Source organism: Chryseobacterium sp. C3, from assembly GCF_014218905.1.
GTDB lineage: Bacteria > Bacteroidota > Bacteroidia > Flavobacteriales > Weeksellaceae > Chryseobacterium > Chryseobacterium mucoviscidosis.
Genome location: NZ_JACLCU010000005.1, coordinates 320,166 through 341,160 on the forward strand (window position 1 = coordinate 320,166; position 20,995 = coordinate 341,160).

Below are 20,995 nucleotides of genomic sequence, written 5' to 3' on the forward strand. Positions count from 1 at the left end.
TATGGCGTAAATAAGAGGTTTATCAACGTCCAACATATCAACCCTTTACACCATCGAAATTAAATCTTTAATAAAACTTATTAACATTAAGGGAAAAAGTGGGAAAAAGTGGGAGATTTTAGAAATTATTATATAAATTTGTCCCAAATGAACAGTTTCATTGGAACATATGAGTGTAAAATTGACGACAAAGGCCGGTTAAAAGTTCCTTCATCTTTAATTAAACAGATGGAAAACTTCGACGACAAGGCGTTTGTAGTCAAAAGATCTGTGTTCCAACCCTGTCTGGAAGTTTATCCCATGAACGCATGGAATAAAGTGATGGGCAAAATTAATAAACTGAACAGATTCATTAAAAAGAATGCTGATTTCATTAGAATGTTTACGGCAGGTGTAAAAATTGTGGAGCTGGATAACGCCGGAAGGTTACAGATTTCTAAAGACCTCACTGTTTTTGCTAATCTTCAGAAAGAGATTGTCATTACCAGTGCGGGAGAATTATTTGAAATCTGGGATAAGGACGATTACGAAAAAGTAATCTCCATCAGTGAAGACGATTTTGCGAATCTTGCCGAAGATGTAATGGGCACGTTCGAAGAAGAATAACTGCGTTGTAAAAACGTAAAAAAACACAACTAAAACATGTATCATAACCCCGTTTTGCTGAAGCAGAGTGTTGATGATTTGGTGACGAATCCAGACGGAATATATGTGGACTGTACTTTTGGAGGCGGTGGCCATTCAAGAGAGATATTGGGCAGACTTTCGGATAAAGGAAAACTGTTCAGTTTCGATCAGGACTTAGATGCTCTTGAAAATACAATTGATGACCCGAGATTTACACTCATCAATCAGAACTTCAGGTTTCTGGAAAACTCTTTATTAATTTACGGAGTTTCTCAGGTGGACGGAATTCTGGCAGATCTGGGTGTTTCTTCGCATCAGTTTGATGAAGCCGAAAGAGGTTTTTCTACACGAAGCAATGCTCCGCTGGATATGAGAATGAACGTCATGCAGGGTCTTGATGCCAAAAGAGTGATTAATGATTACGATGAAGAGCAGCTTGCCGACATTTTTTATTATTACGGTGAACTGAGAGAAGCAAGAAAATTAGCAAGAGACATCGTTCATCACAGAAAAACAAAAAGCATCGATACAACAGAAGATCTGAAAAAACTCTTCAGTTATCTTCCGCCGCATAAAGTAAATAAATTTTATGCCCAGTTGTTTCAGGCAATACGTATTGAAGTAAACCAGGAACTGGAAGTTTTAAAAGAAATGCTCGTACAGGCATACAATGTTTTAAAACCCGAAGGAAGACTGGTGGTCATCTCTTACCATTCTCTGGAAGACAGACTGGTAAAAAGATTTTTGAAAAACGGAATGTTCGAGGGAGAACCCGAAAGAGACATTTACGGAAATTATAAAAAAGCATTCGAGCTGGTAAAGAGCAAAGCCATCATTCCCGATGATAAGGAAATAGAAGAAAACTCAAGAGCCAGAAGTGCTAAAATGAGAACAGGAATAAAAGTATAGTTTTTAGTTGATAGTTAATAGTTGTTAGTTTTAATTTTAATTTTAAAAACCAACAACCAGCAACCAACAACCGACAACAAAAAACAAATGGCAAAAAGAACAACAACAAATCGTCCTCAGAAGAGATTAACTTTTATAGACATTATAAAAGGTAACTTCCTGAACCGTGATGAGATTAAAATACATTACAAGTATTTTCTGCTGTTGTTTGTATTGATGATGGCAATGATCTACAGCAATCACCTCGTCAATAAGAAAATTAAAATTGTCAACACACTTAAAGAAGAAACAGAAGAATATAAATCGCGAAACGCTTACGCACAAAGTAAGCTGATAAAAGTAAAAATGGAATCGGAGTTGGGGAAAGAGGTTGCAAGGGATTCTTTAATGACCCTCGAAAATCATCCTCATAAATTGCTAATAAAACTGGACAGTACAGATGCAAAAGCAAAATGAATACGACAACAAACGTAAAAAAACGTTACGATGGGGCTACCTCTTTGCAGTGGTGGCTTTGTGCGTGTTTGTAATGTTCCTGGCGCGCATCGTTATTCTTCAGAATACGAACGTTCAGGAAATTAAAGACGATTACATTAATAAAAACTATCGCGAAGCCACACTGAAAGCAGCAAGAGGAAATCTTTTTGCGTCAGACGGTTCTATTTTGGCAACAACCGTTATGCGTTACGATATCTATCTGGATTTCAAAACGATGAAAGACACCATTTATACCAACAACATTGGTGCTTTAACAGATTCTCTCAGCAAAATGTTCGGAAAGCCAAGAGCAGAATTCAGAAAGAAATTTGACGAGCAGAGAAAAAAGAAAAACCAATACTACACTTTAGTTAAAGGGCTTGATTTTGATCAATACGACAGAATCCGCAAATTTCCGATATTCAAAAGAGGCAAAAACAAAGGAGGCTTTATCGTAGACCGAAACTATAAAAGAGAACTGGCTACCTCAGAAATCGGAGCAGGAACCATCGGAATGGACGACGGCGTTCACACAGCAGGTCTCGAAGGCGCTTTCTCTAAATATTTAAGAGGAACAGACGGAAAAAGACTGGAGCAGAGAATCAATTCATCCCAATGGAAACCGATTGATTACTGGAAGGTTCAGGAACCTGTTGACGGAGAAGATGTTTATACCACATTAGACCTTAGAATTCAGGATATTGCACACTCGGCTTTACAGAAGCAGCTCGTGAACTTCGAAGCAAAACACGGAACCGTGATTGTAATGGAAGTGGAGACCGGAAAAGTCCGCGCCATGGTTAATTTAAGAAGAACTGAAGATGGAGATTATGTAGATTCCTACAATTATGCTTTGAAGGACAACATAGAACCGGGTTCTACCTTTAAAACCATTTCACTTTTAGCAGCAATGGATGACGGTTTCATCGATGAAAATACAACTGTAAATGTAGGAAACGGAATCTGGGTGTACGCAAAACAGAGAATTTCAGACGGTCACGGCGGCGGAACGTATGACATCAGTGATGTGTTGGCTAAATCCAGCAACGTAGGTTCTGCAAAACTGATTACAAAATATTACGCCGAAAAACCTCAGATTTTCTTAGATCATTTAAGAAGATGGAAGCTATTCGATAAAATGGATATTGAACTTCCGGGAATTACAAAACCAAAAATTTTAACTCCCGAAAGCAAAAGATGGAATGCCGCAACGCTCGCATCCATTGCCTACGGATATTCTACAAACATAAACCTGTTGCAGTTAGCCACTTTCTATAACGGAGTCGCAAACAACGGTAAAATGCTGAAGCCTTTATTTATTGATAAAATTATGAAGGACGGAAAAGTAATGTACACGGCAAAACCGGAAGTAATGGTCAACAAAATGGCATCTGAAAAAGCCATTAAAATGATGACCAATGCTTTAACAAAAGCTGTTGAAAAAGGAACCGCAAAAAGTATTTTCACACCAAATTTAAAAATGGCAGGAAAAACAGGAACCGCAAGGTTTGAATACTGGCTTCCAGGCCCCATGAAATACCGCTCGTCATTCGCAGGCTTCTATCCTGCTGATAATCCGAAATATACCTGTTATGTGATGATCAGCGAGCCGAATACATCAAAAGGTTTTTATGGAGCTACCGTTGCAGCACCGGTGTTTAAAGAAATTGCAGGAAAAACTTTCCTGAAAACTCCGCAGAATATTGAAAGAGAAATGCTTGTCGACAAAAAGGTAAACCTGAACAAAATGGTAGAACCTAACGTAAAAGTCGCAGTAAATAATAAACAGATGCCCAATGTGGTAGGACTGATCGGTAAAAATGTAATTCCACAGCTTGAAAACTTAGGCTACCGTGTAGATTTTAAGGGTGTTGGAAGAATTAAAGAACAGTTCCCGACAGAAGGCACAACCATAAGCAGAAACCAGAGAATTTATCTGTCTCTGCAGAATTAGAAAAGAAAAGAACCCGAAGGGTTCAATTATAATAACCGTAAGTGAAACTTATGGAACAAATAAAGAGAAATGCAGTTAAATGATTTATTAAAAAGAATTCCGGTATTAGAAATTCATGGTGACGAAAGCCGTGAAATTTCAGAATTGGTATTCGACAGCAGAAAGGTTACGGAAAACTCCTTGTACATCGCAATGAGAGGAACAGTTGTGGACGGACATTCATTTATTGCATCTTCGGTGGAAAAAGGAGCAACAGCAGTTGTTTGCGAAGAATTTCCAGAACATCTTGATGAAAATGCCACTTATATTAAAGTAAAAGATTCATCTAAAATTTTAGGTCATTTAGCGTCCAATTTCTACGGTAATCCTTCGGAAAAACTAAAATTAATCGGAGTAACAGGAACCAACGGAAAGACTTCTGTTTCTACCCTGCTTTTTGATGTATTTAAAAATTTAGGATATGATTCCGCTTTGCTTTCGACAGTTGAAATCAGAATCGGAGAAAAGATCATTCCGGCAACACACACCACTCCTGATGTTATTACCATCAATAAAATTTTAGCTCAGGCGGTTGAAGAAGGGTGTGAATTCGCTTTTATGGAAGTAAGCTCCCACGGAATTGCCCAAAACAGAATCGAGGGACTTCACTTTAAAATTGCCGGATTTACCAATCTTACACACGATCATTTAGATTATCATAAAACGTTTGACGAATATCTGAAAACGAAAAAAAGATTTTTCGATCAGTTGGAAGATTCTGCGGTTGCCATCACCAATGTGGATGATAAAAACGGAAATGTCATGCTTCAGAACACAAAAGCCACAAAAAGATCTTATGCTTTGAAGACAATGGCAGATTTTCACGGAAGATTACTGGAAGTAGATTTCAACGGAATGCTGCTGAATTTCAACGGAAAAGAATTCTGGACAACACTCACCGGAAAATTCAATGTCTACAACCTCTTATTGGTTTTCGGAATTGCTTCCGAGCTGGGTTTTGAATCAGACGAAATTCTACAGGCAATCAGCAAACTAAAAAGAGTGTCCGGAAGATTTGAGACCTTTAAATCAGACGGCGGAATTTTCTTTATCGTAGATTATGCACACACTCCGGATGCATTGGAAAACATTCTGGACAGCATTAATGATATCAGAACAAAAAATGAAAGACTGATCACCGTTTTCGGCTGTGGAGGCGACAGAGATCATTCAAAAAGACCTGAAATGGGAAATATTGCCACGAAAAAATCAACATTGGCAATCATCACTTCAGACAATCCAAGAACGGAAGATCCGGCAGCAATCATCAAAGAAATCGAAGCCGGCGTTGAACCTCAGAATTTCAGCAAATACACTTCCATTCCGGACAGAAAAGAAGCCATCAAAATGGCAATAAAGTTTGCAGAACCGAAAGATATCGTTCTCGTAGCCGGAAAAGGACACGAAACCTATCAGGAAATAAACGGAGTGAAACATCATTTTGACGACAAAGAAACGATTAATGAACTGTGGCAGCTTATGAGCAAGTAAATATAAATGATTATTGATAATTGATTAATGATGGAAAATAATTACAATCAGATTTTTGCTCAAAGAACAAAAACTTTAGCAATAAATATAATCAATAGTTTATCAGACTTGCCGTATTCTGATAAAGTATCCGTAATCAGGAAACATATTTTTCGTTCAGCAAGTTCTGTAGCAGCCAATTACAGAGCAATGTGCAGAGCCAGATCAGATAAAGAGAAATATGCTAAAATTTGTATTGTCGTAGAAGAGGCAGACGAAACGGTATTTTGGCTGGAAGTAATTCAGGAAGTTAATATAGCTTCAAAAATAATGACAGATGAACTTATGAACGAATCTTTGGAGATTCTGAAAGTAACATCAACTTATAAGAACAAATTAAAGAGTAAGATTATTTAATATCGGTTAGATATCAATCATCAATTATCAAACATCAATAATTAAGAAATGTTATACTATCTATACGAATATTTAACCAGCATGGGAATCCACGTTCCCGGATTGGGACTGTTGAAATACATCTCCTTCCGTGCAGGAATGGCGGTTCTGTTTTCTTTAACCATCGCTTTGGTGTATGGAAAAAGAATCATCAACTATCTGAGAGCAAAACAGATGGGAGAACTGGTGCGTGATCTTGGTCTGGACGGGCAGAAACAAAAAGAAGGAACTCCTACGATGGGAGGTCTTATCATTATTTTGGCAACGTTAATTCCTGTTTTGCTATTCACCAGAATTACAAACGTTTACATTGTTCTTCTGATTGTTTCCGTGATATGGATGGGTGCGATAGGTTTTCTGGATGATTATTTAAAAAAGATCAAAAAAAACAAAGATGGTTTAAGCGGTAAATTCAAAATTGTTGGACAGGTCGGATTGGGTTTGATCGTAGGAGTTACCATGTATTTTCATCCCGATATTACCGTAAAAAGAAAATATGCAGATGCAAAAGTCGTAAACAGAAATAATGTAGAGCAAAACTTTATGCCTACCGAGAAAATAACTGTTTCTACCGTTCCGTTTGCTAAAAATAACGAGTTTGATTACAGCGGAATTCTGTTTTGGATGAACGATAAAGATGCCCACGAATGGGCTTGGATTGTTTTCATTCCTATTGTGATTTTCATCGTAACGGCTGTTTCAAACGGAGCCAATATTACCGACGGAATTGATGGTCTTGCGGCAGGAACCAGCACCGTTATTTTATTAACGCTCGGCTTGTTTGCCTATCTTTCAGGAAACATAATTTTTGCCGATTATCTGAATATTATGTTCCTTCCCAACATGGGTGAAACCACCATATTCGTGGTCGCAATGGTAGGAGCCGTAATTGGATTCTTTTGGTATAACACCTATCCCGCTCAGGTTTTCATGGGCGACACCGGAAGTTTGATGTTAGGCGGAGTTATTGCCGTTTTAGCGATTATTTTAAGAAAAGAACTCATGATTCCTGTCCTTTGCGGAATTTTCCTGATTGAAAATATTTCCGTGATGCTTCAGGTTGTCGTTTTTAAATACAGAAAAAGAAAATTCGGGCTCGAATATGCCCAAAACAATAGACTATTCAGAATGTCCCCTTTACATCACCATTATCAGAAGGGAGGCTTTCATGAGAGTAAAATAGTGAACAGAATGATCATCATCGGAGTAATGTTGGCAATTGTATGCCTGATAACCCTGAAGATGAGATAGAAAATTAATTTAAAACTGAATGATTTACCTAAGTGAAAAATTCAGTCATTAAATCAAAAATTATATGAAAATAGTTGTTTTAGGAGGAGGAGAAAGTGGTTGCGGAGCTGCCTATCTGGCAAAAAAGAAAGGAATGGAGGTTTTTCTTTCCGATAAAGGTGCCATCAAGGATAACTACAGACAGTTTCTGAACGAGAATGAAATTGAATTCGAAGAAGGAAGCCACGATGAAGAAAGAATTTTAAACGCTGACTGGATTGTAAAAAGTCCGGGAATTCCGAAAAAGGCAGAAATGATTCAGAAAATTAATGAGAAAGGAATAAGGCTTTCTTCTGAAATTGAATTTGCTTCGGAATTTACAGATGCGAAAATCATCGCCATCACAGGAAGCAATGGAAAAACAACAACAACGTCTCTCATCTACTACATCCTGAAAAACGACGGATTAAACGTAGGTTTAGGCGGAAATATCGGGTACAGCTTCGCAAAGCAGGTTGCCGATGAGAATCATGAATATTATGTTCTGGAAGTAAGCTCTTTCCAGTTGGACGATATTCAGAATTTCAGACCATATATTTCTTTATTGTTGAATTTGTCACAGGACCATCTTGATCAGTACAATTACAATTATGAAGAATATGCTCTGGCTAAATTCAGAATAACGGAGAATCAGGAAAATGATAACTTCTTCATCTACAATAAAGATGATGAAATGAGCAAAAATATTCTTGAAAAATTAGAAATTAAAGCGAAAATGATTCCTTTCTCCACCAAAGAAAAACTGGAAGAAGGAGGTTTCATTAACGGCGATACCATTGAAGTAAAACTGAAGGATACTTTTTCAATGAAACTTGATGAATTATCTCTTCTGGGAACGCACAATGTTGCCAACAGCTTAGCCGCGTCAATTGCCGGTAAAATATTGGAAATCAACAATGAAAGTATAAGAAATTCATTAATGACTTTTCAGGCGGTTGAACACAGACTGGAGCTTGTAACTGAAATAGAGGGTGTAAAATACATCAACGACAGCAAGGCAACCAATGTTAATGCAACGTATTACGCTTTAGAAAGTATGAAAACTCCGACTGTTTGGATTGTCGGAGGTTTAGATAAAGGTAATGACTATACTGAAATTGAAGAATTAGTCAAAAGAAAAGTAAAAGCAATTGTCTGCTTAGGAATTGATAATGAAAAGATTATCAACTTCTTTAAAGACAAAAAAGAATTTATTTACGACACGTCGAGCATGGAAAAAGCAGTGGAGATCTCAAAATCTCTCGCTGAAAAAGGAGATACGGTTTTACTGTCTCCGTGCTGTGCAAGTTTTGATTTATTCAAAAACTATGAAGACAGAGGTCATCAGTTTAAAGAGCAGGTATTAAAAGCCAATGGCAATTAGCCAAAAGCCAACAGCATTATATATGAACGAACAAGACACAGAAAACAGATTTGAATTCCTGAAGGGCGATAAAGTACTTTGGATGGTCATTCTTGTGATCTCCATTTTCTCTATTTTCCCGGTTTATTCTGCAAGTTCGAATCTGGAATATATCGTTAATAACGGGACCACAACCGGTCACGTTATCAAACATATGTTCTTCGTAGTCTTAGGTTTGGGAATCATGAGAGTAGTCGGAATGGTAAAATACGAATACATCGGAAAACTCAGCAGCATCATGCTTGGTTTAATGGTTATTTTACTGATTGTCACCATGTTCACGGGACAAACCATTGACGGAGCCAGTGCTTCACGATGGCTGAAAATTCCCGGAACACCAATTTCATTCCAGCCGTCTTCCTTTGCTTTTTTAATGCTGATTATTTATCTGTGCAGATATTTAACCAAGAAAATAACGCGGGAACGGCTTCCGATTGAGAACATCATGTACATCTTCGGTCCGATTCTGCTGGTTTTTGTTCTGGTAGCAAAAGACAATGGTTCAACGGCGTTGATGATTTTAATGGTTTCGGTGATTGTGCTCGTCATCGGACAGTTACACTGGAAATATATTGCAGGATTTATCTCTGCATCATTCATTGCAATTGTTCTGTTTTTACTGGTGGCTTTAAACACCAACTTAATCGGAGGAAACCGTGTTCACACATGGATGAGCCGTATTGAAACCTTTACATCCAGCAAAGCAAAAACTGCAGACGTAGATGACGAAAGTGTAAAAGCAAAGAATTATCAGGTGATGATGGCAAAAGCAGCCATCGTACACGGCGGAGTTACTGGAATGGGACCCGGCAAAAGTGCTTTAAAACAAATGCTTCCTCAGTCTGCCTCCGACTTCATTTTCGCTGTGATTGTAGAAGAATACGGAGTGATCGGAGCTGTTTTTCTGGTAAGTTTATATTTAATTATGATTATCCGTATCGTCATGATAGCCAGTAAGATGCCTGCTTTTTTCGGCTCTTTGCTCGTTCTCAGTCTCGGAGTTATGATTTTTATACAACTATCTGTAAATATTGCAGTTGCTGTTAATTTAATCCCTGTTACAGGGCAACCGCTGCCTTTAATAAGTTACGGAGGAACCTCAATGTTGGTAACATATTTGCAGTTGGGAATTATTTTAAACATAAGCTCCAGAATTCAGATTTATGATGAAGAAGGAATGGGCAAAAAACAAAGCATAGCGGAGATTAACGACATTGCTTAAGATAAAAAAAGAATATAAAAAGATTTAAACAGAAATGAATAATCAATCAGCAGATAGCCAAAAATCAAATTCCATCCGTGTTTTATTATCCGGAGGAGGAACAGGAGGACACATCTTTCCTGCCATTGCTATTGCGGACGAAATCAGAAAAAGATTTCCCGATGCTGAATTTTTGTTCATTGGAGCCAACGGAAAAATGGAAATGGAAAAAGTTCCGCAGGCGGGTTATAAAATCGAAGGAATTGATATTGCCGGAATCAACAGAGGAAATCTTCTGTCGAATCTAGGATTGCCTTTTAAAATTTTAAAAAGTTTATCCAAATCGAAGAAGATTATTAAACGTTTTGCTCCTGATTTTGCCGTGGGAACAGGAGGTTTTGCAAGCGGACCTGCTTTGTATGAAGCCAGTAAGCTCGGAATTCCTATTTTTATTCAGGAGCAGAATGCTCATGCAGGAGTTACGAATAAAATTTTAAGTAAAAAAGCAAAAGCCGTGTTCACCGCCTATCCGAAAGTGGAAGGATTTCCGGCTGAAAAAATAAAATTTCTGGGGAATCCGATTCGTGAGAATATCATCTCAGGAATGCAGGAAACCTCTCAGTCAAAAGAAAAAATGGGCTTGGATAAAGATAAACTGACGATTTTATCTGTCGGAGGATCTTTAGGTTCAAGAACATTGAATAACGGATGGAAAGACAATCTGGAAAACCTTAAAGAAAAAGGATACCAGTTGATCTGGCAAACCGGAAAGTTGGACTACAGCGAGTTGTCTTCCGACCTCCAGCTTCCAGCTTCCATCCAGATCAAAGAATTCATCAAAGATATGGAAACAGCCTATTCTGCAGCAGATGTCATTGTTTCCAGAGCAGGAGCAATTGCCATTTCAGAGTTGGCGGTTGCGCAGAAGCCTGTGTTATTGGTTCCCTTCCCTTTTGCGGCGGAAGACCATCAAACCAAAAACGCGATGAATCTGGTTGAAAAAAATGCAGCCCGAATGGTAAAAGACTCTGAGATGAAGGAAAAATTCTGGAATACCCTTTCAGAAATATGCGAAAATGAAAAAGTAAGAAAAGAAATGTCTGAAAATCTGAAATATTTTGCCAAACCAAATGCGGCAAAAGAGATTGTAGACGAGATTTTTAAAGTGATAAAATAAATAGAAAGTTTCGACAAGCTCAACCTGACAAAACATAGACAGTTAGTATTAGAGATGTCACCCTGAACTTGTCGAAGGGTTAACAAAACCAACACAAATGAATGAAAATATATTATGTATACATTGTAAAATGTTCGGATAATTCTTATTATACAGGTTTTACCAATGATTTGGAAAAAAGAATTAATGAACATAATGACGGATTAAATCCTGAAAGCTATACATATACAAGAAAACCTGTAGAACTTGTTTTCTATTATGAATTTAATGATGTTAATCAAGCGATAGGATTTGAAAAACAAATTAAAGGTTGGAGTAAAAAGAAAAAGGAAGCAATAATAAATGATAATTGGGAATTGTTGCCTGAATTATCAAAAAATAGAATGAAAGATTAAATAGGCTTCGACAGGCTCAGCCTGACACCGTTAAAAAATTAACGAATAGTTGAAGTCTAATAGTATAAAATAGGATTAGCGATGTAGCTTTGAGTATATCGAGCCATTAAAGATTAAAATAAATAAATGAACAATTTAGAAACATATCAAAATTTTTACTTCGTTGGAATCGGAGGAATCGGGATGAGTGCTTTGGCGCGCTATTTCCATGCTTCGGGCAAGAAAGTTTCAGGCTACGATAAAACCAACACCAAACTTACTCAGACTTTAATGAGCGAGGGAATTGATATTGTTTTTGAAGATGTTATAGATGAAAAAATCTCTTCGCTTCAGAAAGAAAATACGTTAGTTATCTACACTCCGGCGATTAAAAAACTGGACATATTAGATTATTTCAATACCAATCAGTTTGAAGTATTAAAACGTGCAAAAGTTTTAGGATTGATTACGGAAAACACAGATTGCATTGCTGTTGCCGGAACTCACGGAAAGACAACCACTTCCACTCTGGTTTCACACTTATGCAAAGAAGCAAATTTGCCTTTTTCATGTTTTCTGGGAGGAATTTCTGAGAATTTTAAGTCAAATTTCCTCTACAACGGCTCGCAATATTCCGTTGTGGAAGCAGATGAATACGACAGAAGCTTCTTAAACCTTTCTCCGGATTGGGCAGTTATTACTTCCACCGATGCGGATCATTTGGATATCTACGGAGATAAAAATACCATTGAAGAGGGGTTCAGACAATTTGCGGCTCTGGTTCCCGAAGATAGACAGCTTTTTGTAAGAAAAGGAATTGAAATCGGAAGACCTCATCAAACCTACGCTGTAAACGAAGTGGCTGATTATTATTCCGATAACCTGAGAATGGATCATGATAAAATTTATTTTGATTTTCATACGCCAAACGAAACGGTAAAAGATTTTGTCTGGGAAATTCCGGGAATTCACAACGTAGAAAATGCTACGGTTACGTTGGCTATTTTAAACAGTTTAGGAGTAGATTTCGAAACACTGAAAAAAGCAATTGCCAATTTCAAAGGAATTAAAAGAAGATATACAAAACACATCTACGAAAACGGTAAAATTTACATCGACGATTATGCACATCATCCGACAGAAATTAATGCCGTGATGGGTTCAGTCCGCACGTTTTACCCTGAAAAGAAATTACTGGTAGTTTTCCAGCCTCATCTTTTCAGCAGAACAAGAGATTTTGCAGACGGATTCGCAGAAAGTTTAAGTAAAGCTAATGAACTGATTTTACTTGATATTTATCCGGCAAGAGAACTTCAGGAAAATTTTGAAGGAATCACTTCCGATTGGTTGCTGGAAAAAGTTAATTTAGATAAAAAAGAAGTTTCAACATTAGGCGAAGCTTTCAGTAAAATAAAAGAAAAAGATTTTGATATCCTTCTTACAGTAGGGGCAGGAAATATAGACACACTGTATGATCCTGTTTGTGAATGGATAGAGAAAATTTAATTTTAAATGTAACGCAAAGGACACAAAGAGTTTTTTGGAAACACGAAAACATGTTCGCAAGGGCGTTTCACTCAGCAAATGATAGCTGAAAATATCATTTAAGAGTAAATATAAAAACACAATGACAGAAAATGAAATTTCAAACATAGTTTTTGATGCAGGGATGAAAGTGCACCGAAAACTGGGAATCGGACTTTATGAAAATGTTTATGAGCAATGTTTAATTCACGAGTTAAAAAATAGCGGATTGAACATTGAAAGTCAAAAAGATATTAGTGTCAATTATGAAGGTTTAATTATTGAGAAAGCATTCAGAGTTGATTTATTAATTGAAAATAAAGTAATTATAGAAATAAAAGCAGTTCCGGAAATTAATAAATATCATTTTTTCCAAATTCTTAATTATTTAAGAATCACAGAAATGAAATTAGGGATGATTTTAAATTTTCATTCTACCTTATTTAAAGACGGAGTAAAAAGAGCAGTAAACAAATTATAAAAAATATTTTCAGCTATCATTTGCTGAGTGAAACGCCTTTGCGAACATAAAAATAAAAAGCAAGAATTTAAAGAAAAACCTTGCGCCCGTAGCGTTAAAAAAGCTAAAAAACAAAAATGAAAAATAAATACAGAATATTAAAAATTGTCATCACAGTAATCATCCTTGGATTTCTGTTGAGTTTCTCTTTGAAGAAATTCAGCGGACAGAAGATTACGGACAATAAAATTTCTGTGAAAATGAATGAAAAAACACCGGTTTACTTCATTGATGAAAAAGATATCCGGGAAATTGTAAAAAAAGAAAACCCTTCTGGAAAAGTCGGGGATCTTAATATTCCCGCGCTGGAAAAAAAGATCAACAATCTTCCGGCGGTAGACAGCGCAAATGTTTATTTAAACCTGAACGGAAAACTGAATTTAGACATCAAACAGAGGGTTCCCGTTTTCAGATTAAATAAAGAAGGCAGAGATTTTTATGTAGATGAAAAAGGTATAGAATTTCCGATCTCCAAAACCTATTCTCATCCATGCATGTTGGTGACAGGAAATGTAAAGAAAGAAGAGTATGAAAAGCTTGCCGAACTGGTTGAAAAAATAGACAAAGACGATTTCAGCAAAAAATATTTTATCGGAATATCCAAAGACCGAAACGGCGACTATAATCTTCTTACCAGTGAAGGAAATTACAAAGTCGAGATCGGGGATTTAGATAATATCGATTTTAAAGTAAAAGGATTTAAAGCCTTTGTAGAAAAATATCTTGTGTATCAGGATCCGGAAAAGTACAGCATGGTTTCTATTAAATATCAGAACCAGATTGTAACCACCTTAAATCCTAATTACAAAGAAAACGACAGTATTTTAAAAGCAGCCAATATAGAACTGGCAAAAGCTCCGGTTGTCGTCGCCAAAAGTGTGGAACCAAAGCCTAAAGCCGAAGTTAAAAAAGAAATTAAGAAAACGGGAAATCCTTCAAAACCGAAGGTAACCCAAGCAAAAAAAACTGAGAAACCTACGGCGTCAAAACCGAAAACTAAAGCAAAAGTTAAGATAGAATAAAAATAAAAAAACATCAATATCCATAGGCGAAAACCTATGATCCTTATTAAAACAGGAACTGAAAAACGAAAAAATCAAATCGGTATAAAAATGGAAAATCAAGAGTATTCAGTAGGTCTGGACATCGGGACAACAAAGATTGTTGCGATTGTCGGAAGGAGGAATGCACACGGGAAAATAGAAGTTCTCGGTGTAGGAAAGGCGAAAAGTCTTGGTGTTCACAAAGGTATTGTGAATAATATTTCGCAGACCATTAATTCAATCAAAGCTGCTGTGTCTGAAGCACAGTCCAGCGCAGGAGTTCCTATCCGTAAAGTTACGGTAGGAATCGCAGGGAAACACATCCGTTCTCTGCAGCACTCCGATTATATTATGCGTGAACATCCGGATAAATTCATCACAGACGACGACATTGAAGCATTAAAAGATCAGGTAAAAAAACTGGTGATGCTTCCTGGAGAAGAAATCATTCACGTTTTGCCGCAGGAATACAAAGTAGATTCCGAAGGTGAAATTCAGGAACCGGTCGGGATGCACGGTAAGCGTTTAGAGGCCAACTTTCATGTGGTTGTAGGACAGATGGGAAGCATTCGCAATATCGCGAGATGCGTGAGAGAAGCAGGGCTTGAAATGGAAGCTCTTACCCTTGAACCTTTGGCATCCTCTGAAGCGGTTCTTACAAAAGAAGAAAAAGAGGCAGGAGTTGCCATTGTAGATATCGGAGGCGGTACTACAGACATTGCCATCTTTAAAGATAATATCATCCGTCATACCTGTGTTATCCCTTACGGAGGAGGAATTATTACAGAAGACATCAAGGAAGGCTGTTCCATCATCGAGAAACACGCGGAACAACTGAAAGTAAAATTCGGTTCTGCGGTTCCTGAGCTTGAAAAAGACAGCACGTACGTTACCATTCCCGGGCTTCACGGAAGACCGGATAAAGAAATTTCCCTGAAAACTTTAGCACAGATCATCAATGCTCGAGTGGAGGAAATTCTGGAGATGGTAAATACAGAACTAAAGGCTTACGGAGCTTTTGAACAAAAGAAAAAACTGATTGCAGGGATCGTATTAACGGGTGGTGGATCCAACCTGAAACACCTTCGTCAGCTTGCCAATTATACAACAGGATTCGACAGCAGAATCGGATTTGCAAATGAGTATGTGGCGAATGATAAAAATCAGTATCTTAAAGGTCCCGAATTTGCGACTTCCATTGGTTTATTAATGGAAAGTTTAAAAATCAGGGATAAAAAGCTGAACACGGTGGAAGACACTCCTGTTTTGGAAAAAGAGCAGCCGGAAAATGCTGCTGCACAAGCTGCGATTGAAACTTCACAACCCGCTCCGCAGGAAGTTGCCCCGATACAGGAACAGCAGCCTAAAGAAGAACAGCATGAGAATAAAAAGGCGGCAAAACTCACTTTCGGGCAGTCGCTGATGGAAAAAGTAAAAAAATTCTTTGAAGAAGTAGAATAAAATATAAATGATAAAAGATCAGTGATAATTGATGATTTATTTTTAATTAAAACAAAATCATTATTCATTTATCGCTTATCAATTATAATTATTAAAAGAAACTAATTATGGAAAACATAGGTACACAAGGATTTTCATTTGATTTGCCAAAAGGAAATTCATCAATCATAAAAGTAATCGGTGTTGGAGGCGGTGGAAATAATGCCCTGAAACACATGTACGAAAAAGGTATTCACGGAGTGGATTTCGTGATTTGCAATACAGATGCCCAGACTTTAGATAATAACCCGGTTGCCAACAAAGTACAGTTGGGAACTACCATTACGGAAGGTCTTGGCGCAGGAGCTGATCCTGAAGTGGGAGAAAAATCTGCCATCGAAAGCATCGAAGATATTAAAGCTGCAATGGGACAAAATACCAAAATGGTTTTCATCACTGCCGGAATGGGTGGTGGTACAGGAACCGGAGCTGCTCCCGTTATTGCTAAAGTAGCCAAAGATATGGGAATCTTAACGGTAGGAATCGTTACCGTCCCTTTCAGTTTTGAAGGGAAAAGAAGACTGGAACAGGCTGAAAACGGTCTGGATAAATTAAGAAATAATGTTGACTCATTAATTGTCATCAACAACGATAAATTAAGACAGCAATTCGGAAACCTTGGATTCAAGCAGGGATTCTCAAAAGCCGATGAAGTTTTAACGAATGCTGCCAAAGGAATGGCGGAAGTTATTACGGGTTACTTTGATGTAAACATTGACTTTAGAGATGCTAAATCTGTGCTTCAGAATTCAGGAACGGCTTTGATGTCTACAGGAATTGCTTCCGGTGAAAATAAAGCCGAAGAAGCAGTTAAAAAAGCGCTTGATTCCCCACTATTGAATGATAATAAGATTACAGGAGCGAAAAATGTTCTGTTACTGATCAGAAGTGGTGTGGAAGAAGTGACCATGGACGAGATCGGAGTAATCATGGATCATATCCAAAAAGAAGCAGGAAACACTGCGGATATTATTTTCGGGGTGGGAGCAGACGAAGAACTGGGAGATTCTGTAAGCGTTCTTGTGATTGCTACAGGCTTTTCTAACGATAACAAAAAATTTGCAGGACCCACAGAGAAAATTAAAATTAGCCTGAACGACAGCTTTGATACCCCAAAAGAGTCTCCTTTTAAAACAAGAGAGGAAAGACATTCTCATGCGGAACAGGATTATGATTTCGGGGGTAAAAACCTTTTCAGATTAGACGATGAAGACCACGATCATCCACAGTTCGGTGTTACGTCTACTGAAAAAAAAATGACTATTGGCAACGAAGAGACTAAAACTGAAATAAAATTCTTTGATAAAGAGGAAGATACGGTTAACAGCACTCAGGATTGGAGAAATGATGATGAACAGGAAGAATCTTTCAGCTTATTTACTTTAGATGAAGAAGCAGAAGATCCGAATGATCTGGAAATAGAATCTTTTAAGTTTGATTTTGATCATAAAAAAGAAGAACCACAGTCTAATACTGCTTTCAATAACACTTTTTCTGAGGAAAAACCTGTTGAATTCAGCTTCTTCGTGAATGAGCCCGTAAAGAATGAGCCTAAATCTGATTTCGGACAGCCAAAAGCAGAACTTGCAGCAATCAACGAAGTGAATCAGCTTACGGAAGAGCCGTTTCAGAAAGTAGAACATTTCTTTCAGCATCTGAAAGAAGAACCTGTTGTTGAAAATAAGACAGAAACCGAAGCCCCGAAACCGGCAGAAGAAGAATTCACCTTCGTGAATAAAACCGTGGATCAGGAAAGAGTAATGGAAAGAAGAAACAAACTGAAGGAGTTTAATTCCCGTTACCAGAGTTTCGACAGCTCCAGCGAGTTTGAATCTGTTCCTGCATTCAAGAGAAAGAATATTTCCATTGAAGGAACCAATGCATCAGATCAGAATATCAACACATATTTGTCTGATAACAACGGAAATATGCAGATCAGAGAAAACAGATTTTTAAATAAAGATGTAGACTAAAATTTAATTTGAAAATGTGGCAATTTGAGAATTTGAAAATTATACATTCTCAATTCTAAAATAATTACATTTTCAAATTGTCTCATTTTTTCAAATTATCAAATTAAAAACCATGAGTTTAGAAAATACAATAAACGAAGCTATAAAAACAGCAATGAGAGCCAAAGACAAAGTGGCTTTGGATTCTCTTCGTGCTGTAAAATCTCAGATATTACTGCTTAAAACGGAAGCAAGAGGAGCAGAAGTTAGTGCAGAACAGGAAATTGCTATTCTTCAGAGAATGGTAAAACAGCGTAAGGATTCTGCCGAACAGTTTACTGCGCAGGGAAGAAATGATCTTGCCGAAGTGGAAGAAGCGCAAATGCAGGTAATCGAGCAGTTTTTGCCGAAACAGCTTTCAGCACAAGAACTGGAAGCCGAAATGAAAAACATTATCGCTGAAACAGGCGCTGAATCTATGAAAGATTTAGGTAAGGTAATGGGAATTGCTTCAAAATCTTTAGCCGGAAAATCGGACGGAAAAAGCATTTCCGAGATGGCGAAAAAGCTGCTTTCATAATTGCTGATCGTGAGTAATTTTAGTTGATTTGTACTTCTATCCATCAACTAACAACCAAACCATCAGCTATTTTATAAGGATATTCAACCTTTGCATATCGATTTGATTAAAGAAGCCCGGAACTTTTCAGTTCCGGGCTTCATTTATTTTTTCTGAATGACATCAGTTCATGCTTCGGTAAAAAGCAAAAACTGAAAGAAAATAAATTGAGAGGGATCAGTGTAAATATTTTTTCATGGTCAACTGTTTTCAGAATCATTTCAAATTTAGTAATTATTTTTAATAATTAACATATTTAATTTAAAATTTTACAATTATTATTAAACTATTAACATTCAATTCATTTTGTTTTCTAAAACAACCGATAGTTTTTATATATTGATGAAACGTAAAGAATTGTTTAAATTTGTACTTTACAAAAAACAAAAATATGTATCCACAAGATTTAGTAATGCCGATGAAGGCTGAACTTACAGATAAAGGTTTCGAAGACTTGACAACTCCGGCTCAGGTAGAAGAAGCATTAAAACAATCAGGAACTACCCTTTTGGTCATCAACTCTGTATGCGGATGTGCTGCAGGAGCTGCAAGACCGGGAGTTGTATATTCTTTAACAGGAGACAAAAAGCCTGATCATTTAACTACTGTTTTCGCAGGTTTCGATACAGAAGCCGTTGTTGAAGCGAGAAAACATTTAGCACCGTTCCCTCCAAGCTCACCTTGCGTAGCGCTGTTTAAAGACGGAGAGCTGGTTCATATGCTGGAAAGACACCACATTGAAGGAAATCCTGCAGGAGCAATTGCTGCAAACCTTCAGGCTGCTTACGACGAGTATTGCTAGTAAACGAGCATTTCAAATATAAACCGTTACAATTTGTAGCGGTTTTTTTATTTTATCATCGCAAAAAAATTCTCTGAAAATCCAATTATTATTATATTTGTTGAAATGGCAACGAAAGCACTTTTCAATACGGTAGTCAATTGGTTTATCCGGCAGAGGATAGATCAGATTCAGAATTTTATGAATCATCCTATTGAGACACAGAAAGGTATCTTATTTTCCCAGTTATTTCATGCAGAAGACACGGAGTACGGGAGAAAATATGGTTTTAATTCCATTTCGAGTTATCAGGACTTTAAAAACAAAGTTCCGGTCGTTACGTACGAAGAAATGGAGCCTTACATTGAAAAAGCGAGACAGGGACAGAAAGATGTAAGCTGGCCCGGTTACATCAAACATTTTGCAAAATCTTCAGGAACCACGAATGCCAAAAGCAAATTCATCCCGATTTCTGCTGAAAGCCTTGAATACTGCCACATGAAAGCCGGAAAAGATATGGTTTCCATTTACGCCAACAATCACCCCGAAAATCAGCTTTTTAATTACAAAAATCTTCGTCTGGGCGGAAGTTCTGAACTCTACGCGGATTTTAATACCAAATTTGGCGATTTGTCGGCTATTCTGATTGACAATCTTCCTTTCTGGGTAGAAGTTACAACCACTCCGAGTAAAAAGGTTTCTCTGATGGGAGAATGGGAAAGCAAACTCAGGGCAATTACCTCTGAAGTTAAAAAAGAGGATGTAGGAAGTATTTTGGGGGTTCCGAGCTGGATGATGGTTCTTTTACAGAGGGTTCTGAAAGAAACTGACTTCAAAAATATTTCTGAATTGTGGCCGAATCTTGAAGTATTCTTTCACGGAGGAATCAGCTTTAAGCCTTACAGAGAACAGTATAAGCAGATTATCGGAAAAAATATCAATTACTACGAGATCTATAATGCTTCCGAAGGCTTTTTCGGAATTCAGGACAGATCCAACAGTGATGAAATGCTTCTGATGCTCGATTACGGTATTTTTTATGAATTTATTCCGATGGATCAGTTCCATTTTTCAAATCCGAAAGTCGTGAGTCTGGAAGATGTGGAAATCGGGAAAAACTACGCCATGGTGATTACGACAAACGGCGGATTGTGGAGATATCTCATTGGCGATACTGTTGTTTTTACATCCACCAATCCGTTCAGAATAAAAATTACCGGAAGAACGAAACACTATATCAATGCTTTTGGAGAGGAACTGATGATTACCAACGTTGAGTCTGCGCTCACCAAAGCCTGCGAAGAAACCAATGCATCTGTTTCCGACTTCACAGGAGCCCCTGTTTTCATGAAAGAGAACGAAGGCGGAGCTCATGAGTGGGTTTTTGAATTCTGCGAAAAACCGGATGATTTAGAGCGTTTTATAGATATTTTTGACAGTCATCTTAAATCAATTAATTCCGATTACGAAGCGAAACGCTATAACAATATGACCCTGAAAAGACCGATTGTTCATATTGCAAAACCCAATCTTTTCTATTGCTGGCTGGAATCCAAAGGCAAACTGGGCGGACAGAATAAAGTTCCGAGGCTGAGCAACGACAGAGAATATATTGATCCTTTACTGGAACTGAATAAATAGAAAAACCGCAGAAAAACTGCGGTTTCATTTTTATCAGAA

At 37.4% G+C, this 20,995-nt stretch carries 19 protein-coding genes; all 19 read left to right on the forward strand.

Features of this window, described 5'->3' with window-relative positions:
- The first annotated feature begins 147 nt into the window (after positions 1-147).
- Positions 148-606, forward strand: a complete 459-nt coding sequence (gene mraZ, locus H6W53_RS13400; RefSeq protein ID WP_185207499.1) for a division/cell wall cluster transcriptional repressor MraZ — start codon at positions 148-150, stop codon at positions 604-606.
- A gap of 36 nt (positions 607-642) precedes the next feature.
- Positions 643-1,536 (forward strand): 16S rRNA (cytosine(1402)-N(4))-methyltransferase RsmH, encoded by an 894-nt coding sequence (gene rsmH, locus H6W53_RS13405; protein ID WP_185207501.1) that lies wholly within the window; start codon positions 643-645, stop codon positions 1,534-1,536.
- Positions 1,537-1,623: 87 nt separating this feature from the next.
- Complete coding sequence (locus H6W53_RS13410; RefSeq protein ID WP_076391186.1) at positions 1,624-1,992, forward strand: FtsL-like putative cell division protein; 369 nt, start codon at positions 1,624-1,626, stop codon at positions 1,990-1,992.
- Positions 1,976-3,967, forward strand: a complete 1,992-nt coding sequence (locus H6W53_RS13415) for a penicillin-binding transpeptidase domain-containing protein (protein WP_087706981.1) — start codon at positions 1,976-1,978, stop codon at positions 3,965-3,967. The genes H6W53_RS13410 and H6W53_RS13415 overlap by 17 nt, the downstream gene beginning before the upstream one ends.
- 69 nt (positions 3,968-4,036) lie before the next feature.
- Positions 4,037-5,497: a UDP-N-acetylmuramoyl-L-alanyl-D-glutamate--2,6-diaminopimelate ligase gene (locus H6W53_RS13420; protein WP_185207503.1), complete on the forward strand. Its 1,461-nt coding sequence runs from the start codon at positions 4,037-4,039 to the stop codon at positions 5,495-5,497.
- Positions 5,498-5,524: 27 nt separating this feature from the next.
- On the forward strand, positions 5,525-5,893 hold the full coding sequence (locus H6W53_RS13425) for a four helix bundle protein (protein ID WP_228457798.1): 369 nt from the start codon (positions 5,525-5,527) through the stop codon (positions 5,891-5,893).
- Positions 5,894-5,941: 48 nt separating this feature from the next.
- Complete coding sequence (mraY, locus tag H6W53_RS13430; RefSeq protein WP_076391180.1) at positions 5,942-7,183, forward strand: phospho-N-acetylmuramoyl-pentapeptide-transferase; 1,242 nt, start codon at positions 5,942-5,944, stop codon at positions 7,181-7,183.
- A 64-nt stretch (positions 7,184-7,247) separates the two neighbouring features.
- Positions 7,248-8,585, forward strand: coding sequence for a UDP-N-acetylmuramoyl-L-alanine--D-glutamate ligase (murD, locus tag H6W53_RS13435; RefSeq protein ID WP_185207505.1), 1,338 nt, complete (start codon positions 7,248-7,250; stop codon positions 8,583-8,585).
- A gap of 22 nt (positions 8,586-8,607) precedes the next feature.
- Positions 8,608-9,846: an FtsW/RodA/SpoVE family cell cycle protein gene (locus H6W53_RS13440; RefSeq protein ID WP_076391176.1), complete on the forward strand. Its 1,239-nt coding sequence runs from the start codon at positions 8,608-8,610 to the stop codon at positions 9,844-9,846.
- 34 nt (positions 9,847-9,880) lie between these two features.
- Positions 9,881-11,002 (forward strand): undecaprenyldiphospho-muramoylpentapeptide beta-N-acetylglucosaminyltransferase, encoded by a 1,122-nt coding sequence (murG, locus tag H6W53_RS13445; RefSeq protein WP_185207506.1) that lies wholly within the window; start codon positions 9,881-9,883, stop codon positions 11,000-11,002.
- 101 nt (positions 11,003-11,103) lie between these two features.
- On the forward strand, positions 11,104-11,397 hold the full coding sequence (locus tag H6W53_RS13450) for a GIY-YIG nuclease family protein (protein WP_185207507.1): 294 nt from the start codon (positions 11,104-11,106) through the stop codon (positions 11,395-11,397).
- 126 nt (positions 11,398-11,523) lie between these two features.
- The gene (murC, locus tag H6W53_RS13455) at positions 11,524-12,882 is read left to right on the forward strand and encodes a UDP-N-acetylmuramate--L-alanine ligase (protein ID WP_185207508.1); all 1,359 of its coding nucleotides are present in this window, start codon (positions 11,524-11,526) and stop codon (positions 12,880-12,882) included.
- Positions 12,883-13,003: 121 nt separating this feature from the next.
- The gene (locus tag H6W53_RS13460; protein ID WP_116548116.1) at positions 13,004-13,381 is read left to right on the forward strand and encodes a GxxExxY protein; all 378 of its coding nucleotides are present in this window, start codon (positions 13,004-13,006) and stop codon (positions 13,379-13,381) included.
- A gap of 116 nt (positions 13,382-13,497) precedes the next feature.
- Positions 13,498-14,442 (forward strand): cell division protein FtsQ/DivIB, encoded by a 945-nt coding sequence (locus tag H6W53_RS13465; RefSeq protein ID WP_185207509.1) that lies wholly within the window; start codon positions 13,498-13,500, stop codon positions 14,440-14,442.
- Between the two features lie 90 nt (positions 14,443-14,532).
- On the forward strand, positions 14,533-15,924 hold the full coding sequence (gene ftsA / locus H6W53_RS13470) for a cell division protein FtsA (protein ID WP_185207510.1): 1,392 nt from the start codon (positions 14,533-14,535) through the stop codon (positions 15,922-15,924).
- Positions 15,925-16,031: 107 nt separating this feature from the next.
- Positions 16,032-17,936 carry a cell division protein FtsZ gene (gene ftsZ, locus H6W53_RS13475; protein WP_185207511.1) on the forward strand — a complete coding sequence of 635 codons (1,905 nt, stop codon included), beginning with the start codon at positions 16,032-16,034 and terminating at the stop codon, positions 17,934-17,936.
- A gap of 112 nt (positions 17,937-18,048) precedes the next feature.
- Positions 18,049-18,495 carry a GatB/YqeY domain-containing protein gene (locus tag H6W53_RS13480; protein WP_185207513.1) on the forward strand — a complete coding sequence of 149 codons (447 nt, stop codon included), beginning with the start codon at positions 18,049-18,051 and terminating at the stop codon, positions 18,493-18,495.
- 430 nt (positions 18,496-18,925) lie between these two features.
- Positions 18,926-19,336, forward strand: a complete 411-nt coding sequence (locus H6W53_RS13485; protein ID WP_076391160.1) for a BrxA/BrxB family bacilliredoxin — start codon at positions 18,926-18,928, stop codon at positions 19,334-19,336.
- Between the two features lie 105 nt (positions 19,337-19,441).
- On the forward strand, positions 19,442-20,956 hold the full coding sequence (locus tag H6W53_RS13490; protein WP_185207515.1) for a GH3 auxin-responsive promoter family protein: 1,515 nt from the start codon (positions 19,442-19,444) through the stop codon (positions 20,954-20,956).
- Positions 20,957-20,995 lie beyond the last annotated feature (39 nt).

What these genes read in the sequence shown, in the direction of transcription:
- murD (WP_185207505.1), top strand. Translation starts at nt 7,248, where the DNA reads ATGAAAATAGTTGTTTTAGGAGGAGGAGAAAGTGGTTGCGGAGCTGCC.
- H6W53_RS13450 (WP_185207507.1), top strand. Translation starts at nt 11,104, where the DNA reads ATGAAAATATATTATGTATACATTGTAAAATGTTCGGATAATTCTTAT.
- H6W53_RS13415 (WP_087706981.1), top strand. Translation starts at nt 1,976, where the DNA reads ATGCAAAAGCAAAATGAATACGACAACAAACGTAAAAAAACGTTACGA.
- H6W53_RS13480 (WP_185207513.1), top strand. Translation starts at nt 18,049, where the DNA reads ATGAGTTTAGAAAATACAATAAACGAAGCTATAAAAACAGCAATGAGA.
- H6W53_RS13485 (WP_076391160.1), top strand. Translation starts at nt 18,926, where the DNA reads ATGTATCCACAAGATTTAGTAATGCCGATGAAGGCTGAACTTACAGAT.
- mraY (WP_076391180.1), top strand. Translation starts at nt 5,942, where the DNA reads ATGTTATACTATCTATACGAATATTTAACCAGCATGGGAATCCACGTT.
- H6W53_RS13420 (WP_185207503.1), top strand. Translation starts at nt 4,037, where the DNA reads ATGCAGTTAAATGATTTATTAAAAAGAATTCCGGTATTAGAAATTCAT.
- murG (WP_185207506.1), top strand. Translation starts at nt 9,881, where the DNA reads ATGAATAATCAATCAGCAGATAGCCAAAAATCAAATTCCATCCGTGTT.
- H6W53_RS13440 (WP_076391176.1), top strand. Translation starts at nt 8,608, where the DNA reads ATGAACGAACAAGACACAGAAAACAGATTTGAATTCCTGAAGGGCGAT.
- ftsA (WP_185207510.1), top strand. Translation starts at nt 14,533, where the DNA reads ATGGAAAATCAAGAGTATTCAGTAGGTCTGGACATCGGGACAACAAAG.
- ftsZ (WP_185207511.1), top strand. Translation starts at nt 16,032, where the DNA reads ATGGAAAACATAGGTACACAAGGATTTTCATTTGATTTGCCAAAAGGA.
- H6W53_RS13465 (WP_185207509.1), top strand. Translation starts at nt 13,498, where the DNA reads ATGAAAAATAAATACAGAATATTAAAAATTGTCATCACAGTAATCATC.
- H6W53_RS13490 (WP_185207515.1), top strand. Translation starts at nt 19,442, where the DNA reads ATGGCAACGAAAGCACTTTTCAATACGGTAGTCAATTGGTTTATCCGG.
- murC (WP_185207508.1), top strand. Translation starts at nt 11,524, where the DNA reads ATGAACAATTTAGAAACATATCAAAATTTTTACTTCGTTGGAATCGGA.
- rsmH (WP_185207501.1), top strand. Translation starts at nt 643, where the DNA reads ATGTATCATAACCCCGTTTTGCTGAAGCAGAGTGTTGATGATTTGGTG.
- mraZ (WP_185207499.1), top strand. Translation starts at nt 148, where the DNA reads ATGAACAGTTTCATTGGAACATATGAGTGTAAAATTGACGACAAAGGC.
- H6W53_RS13460 (WP_116548116.1), top strand. Translation starts at nt 13,004, where the DNA reads ATGACAGAAAATGAAATTTCAAACATAGTTTTTGATGCAGGGATGAAA.
- H6W53_RS13425 (WP_228457798.1), top strand. Translation starts at nt 5,525, where the DNA reads ATGATGGAAAATAATTACAATCAGATTTTTGCTCAAAGAACAAAAACT.
- H6W53_RS13410 (WP_076391186.1), top strand. Translation starts at nt 1,624, where the DNA reads ATGGCAAAAAGAACAACAACAAATCGTCCTCAGAAGAGATTAACTTTT.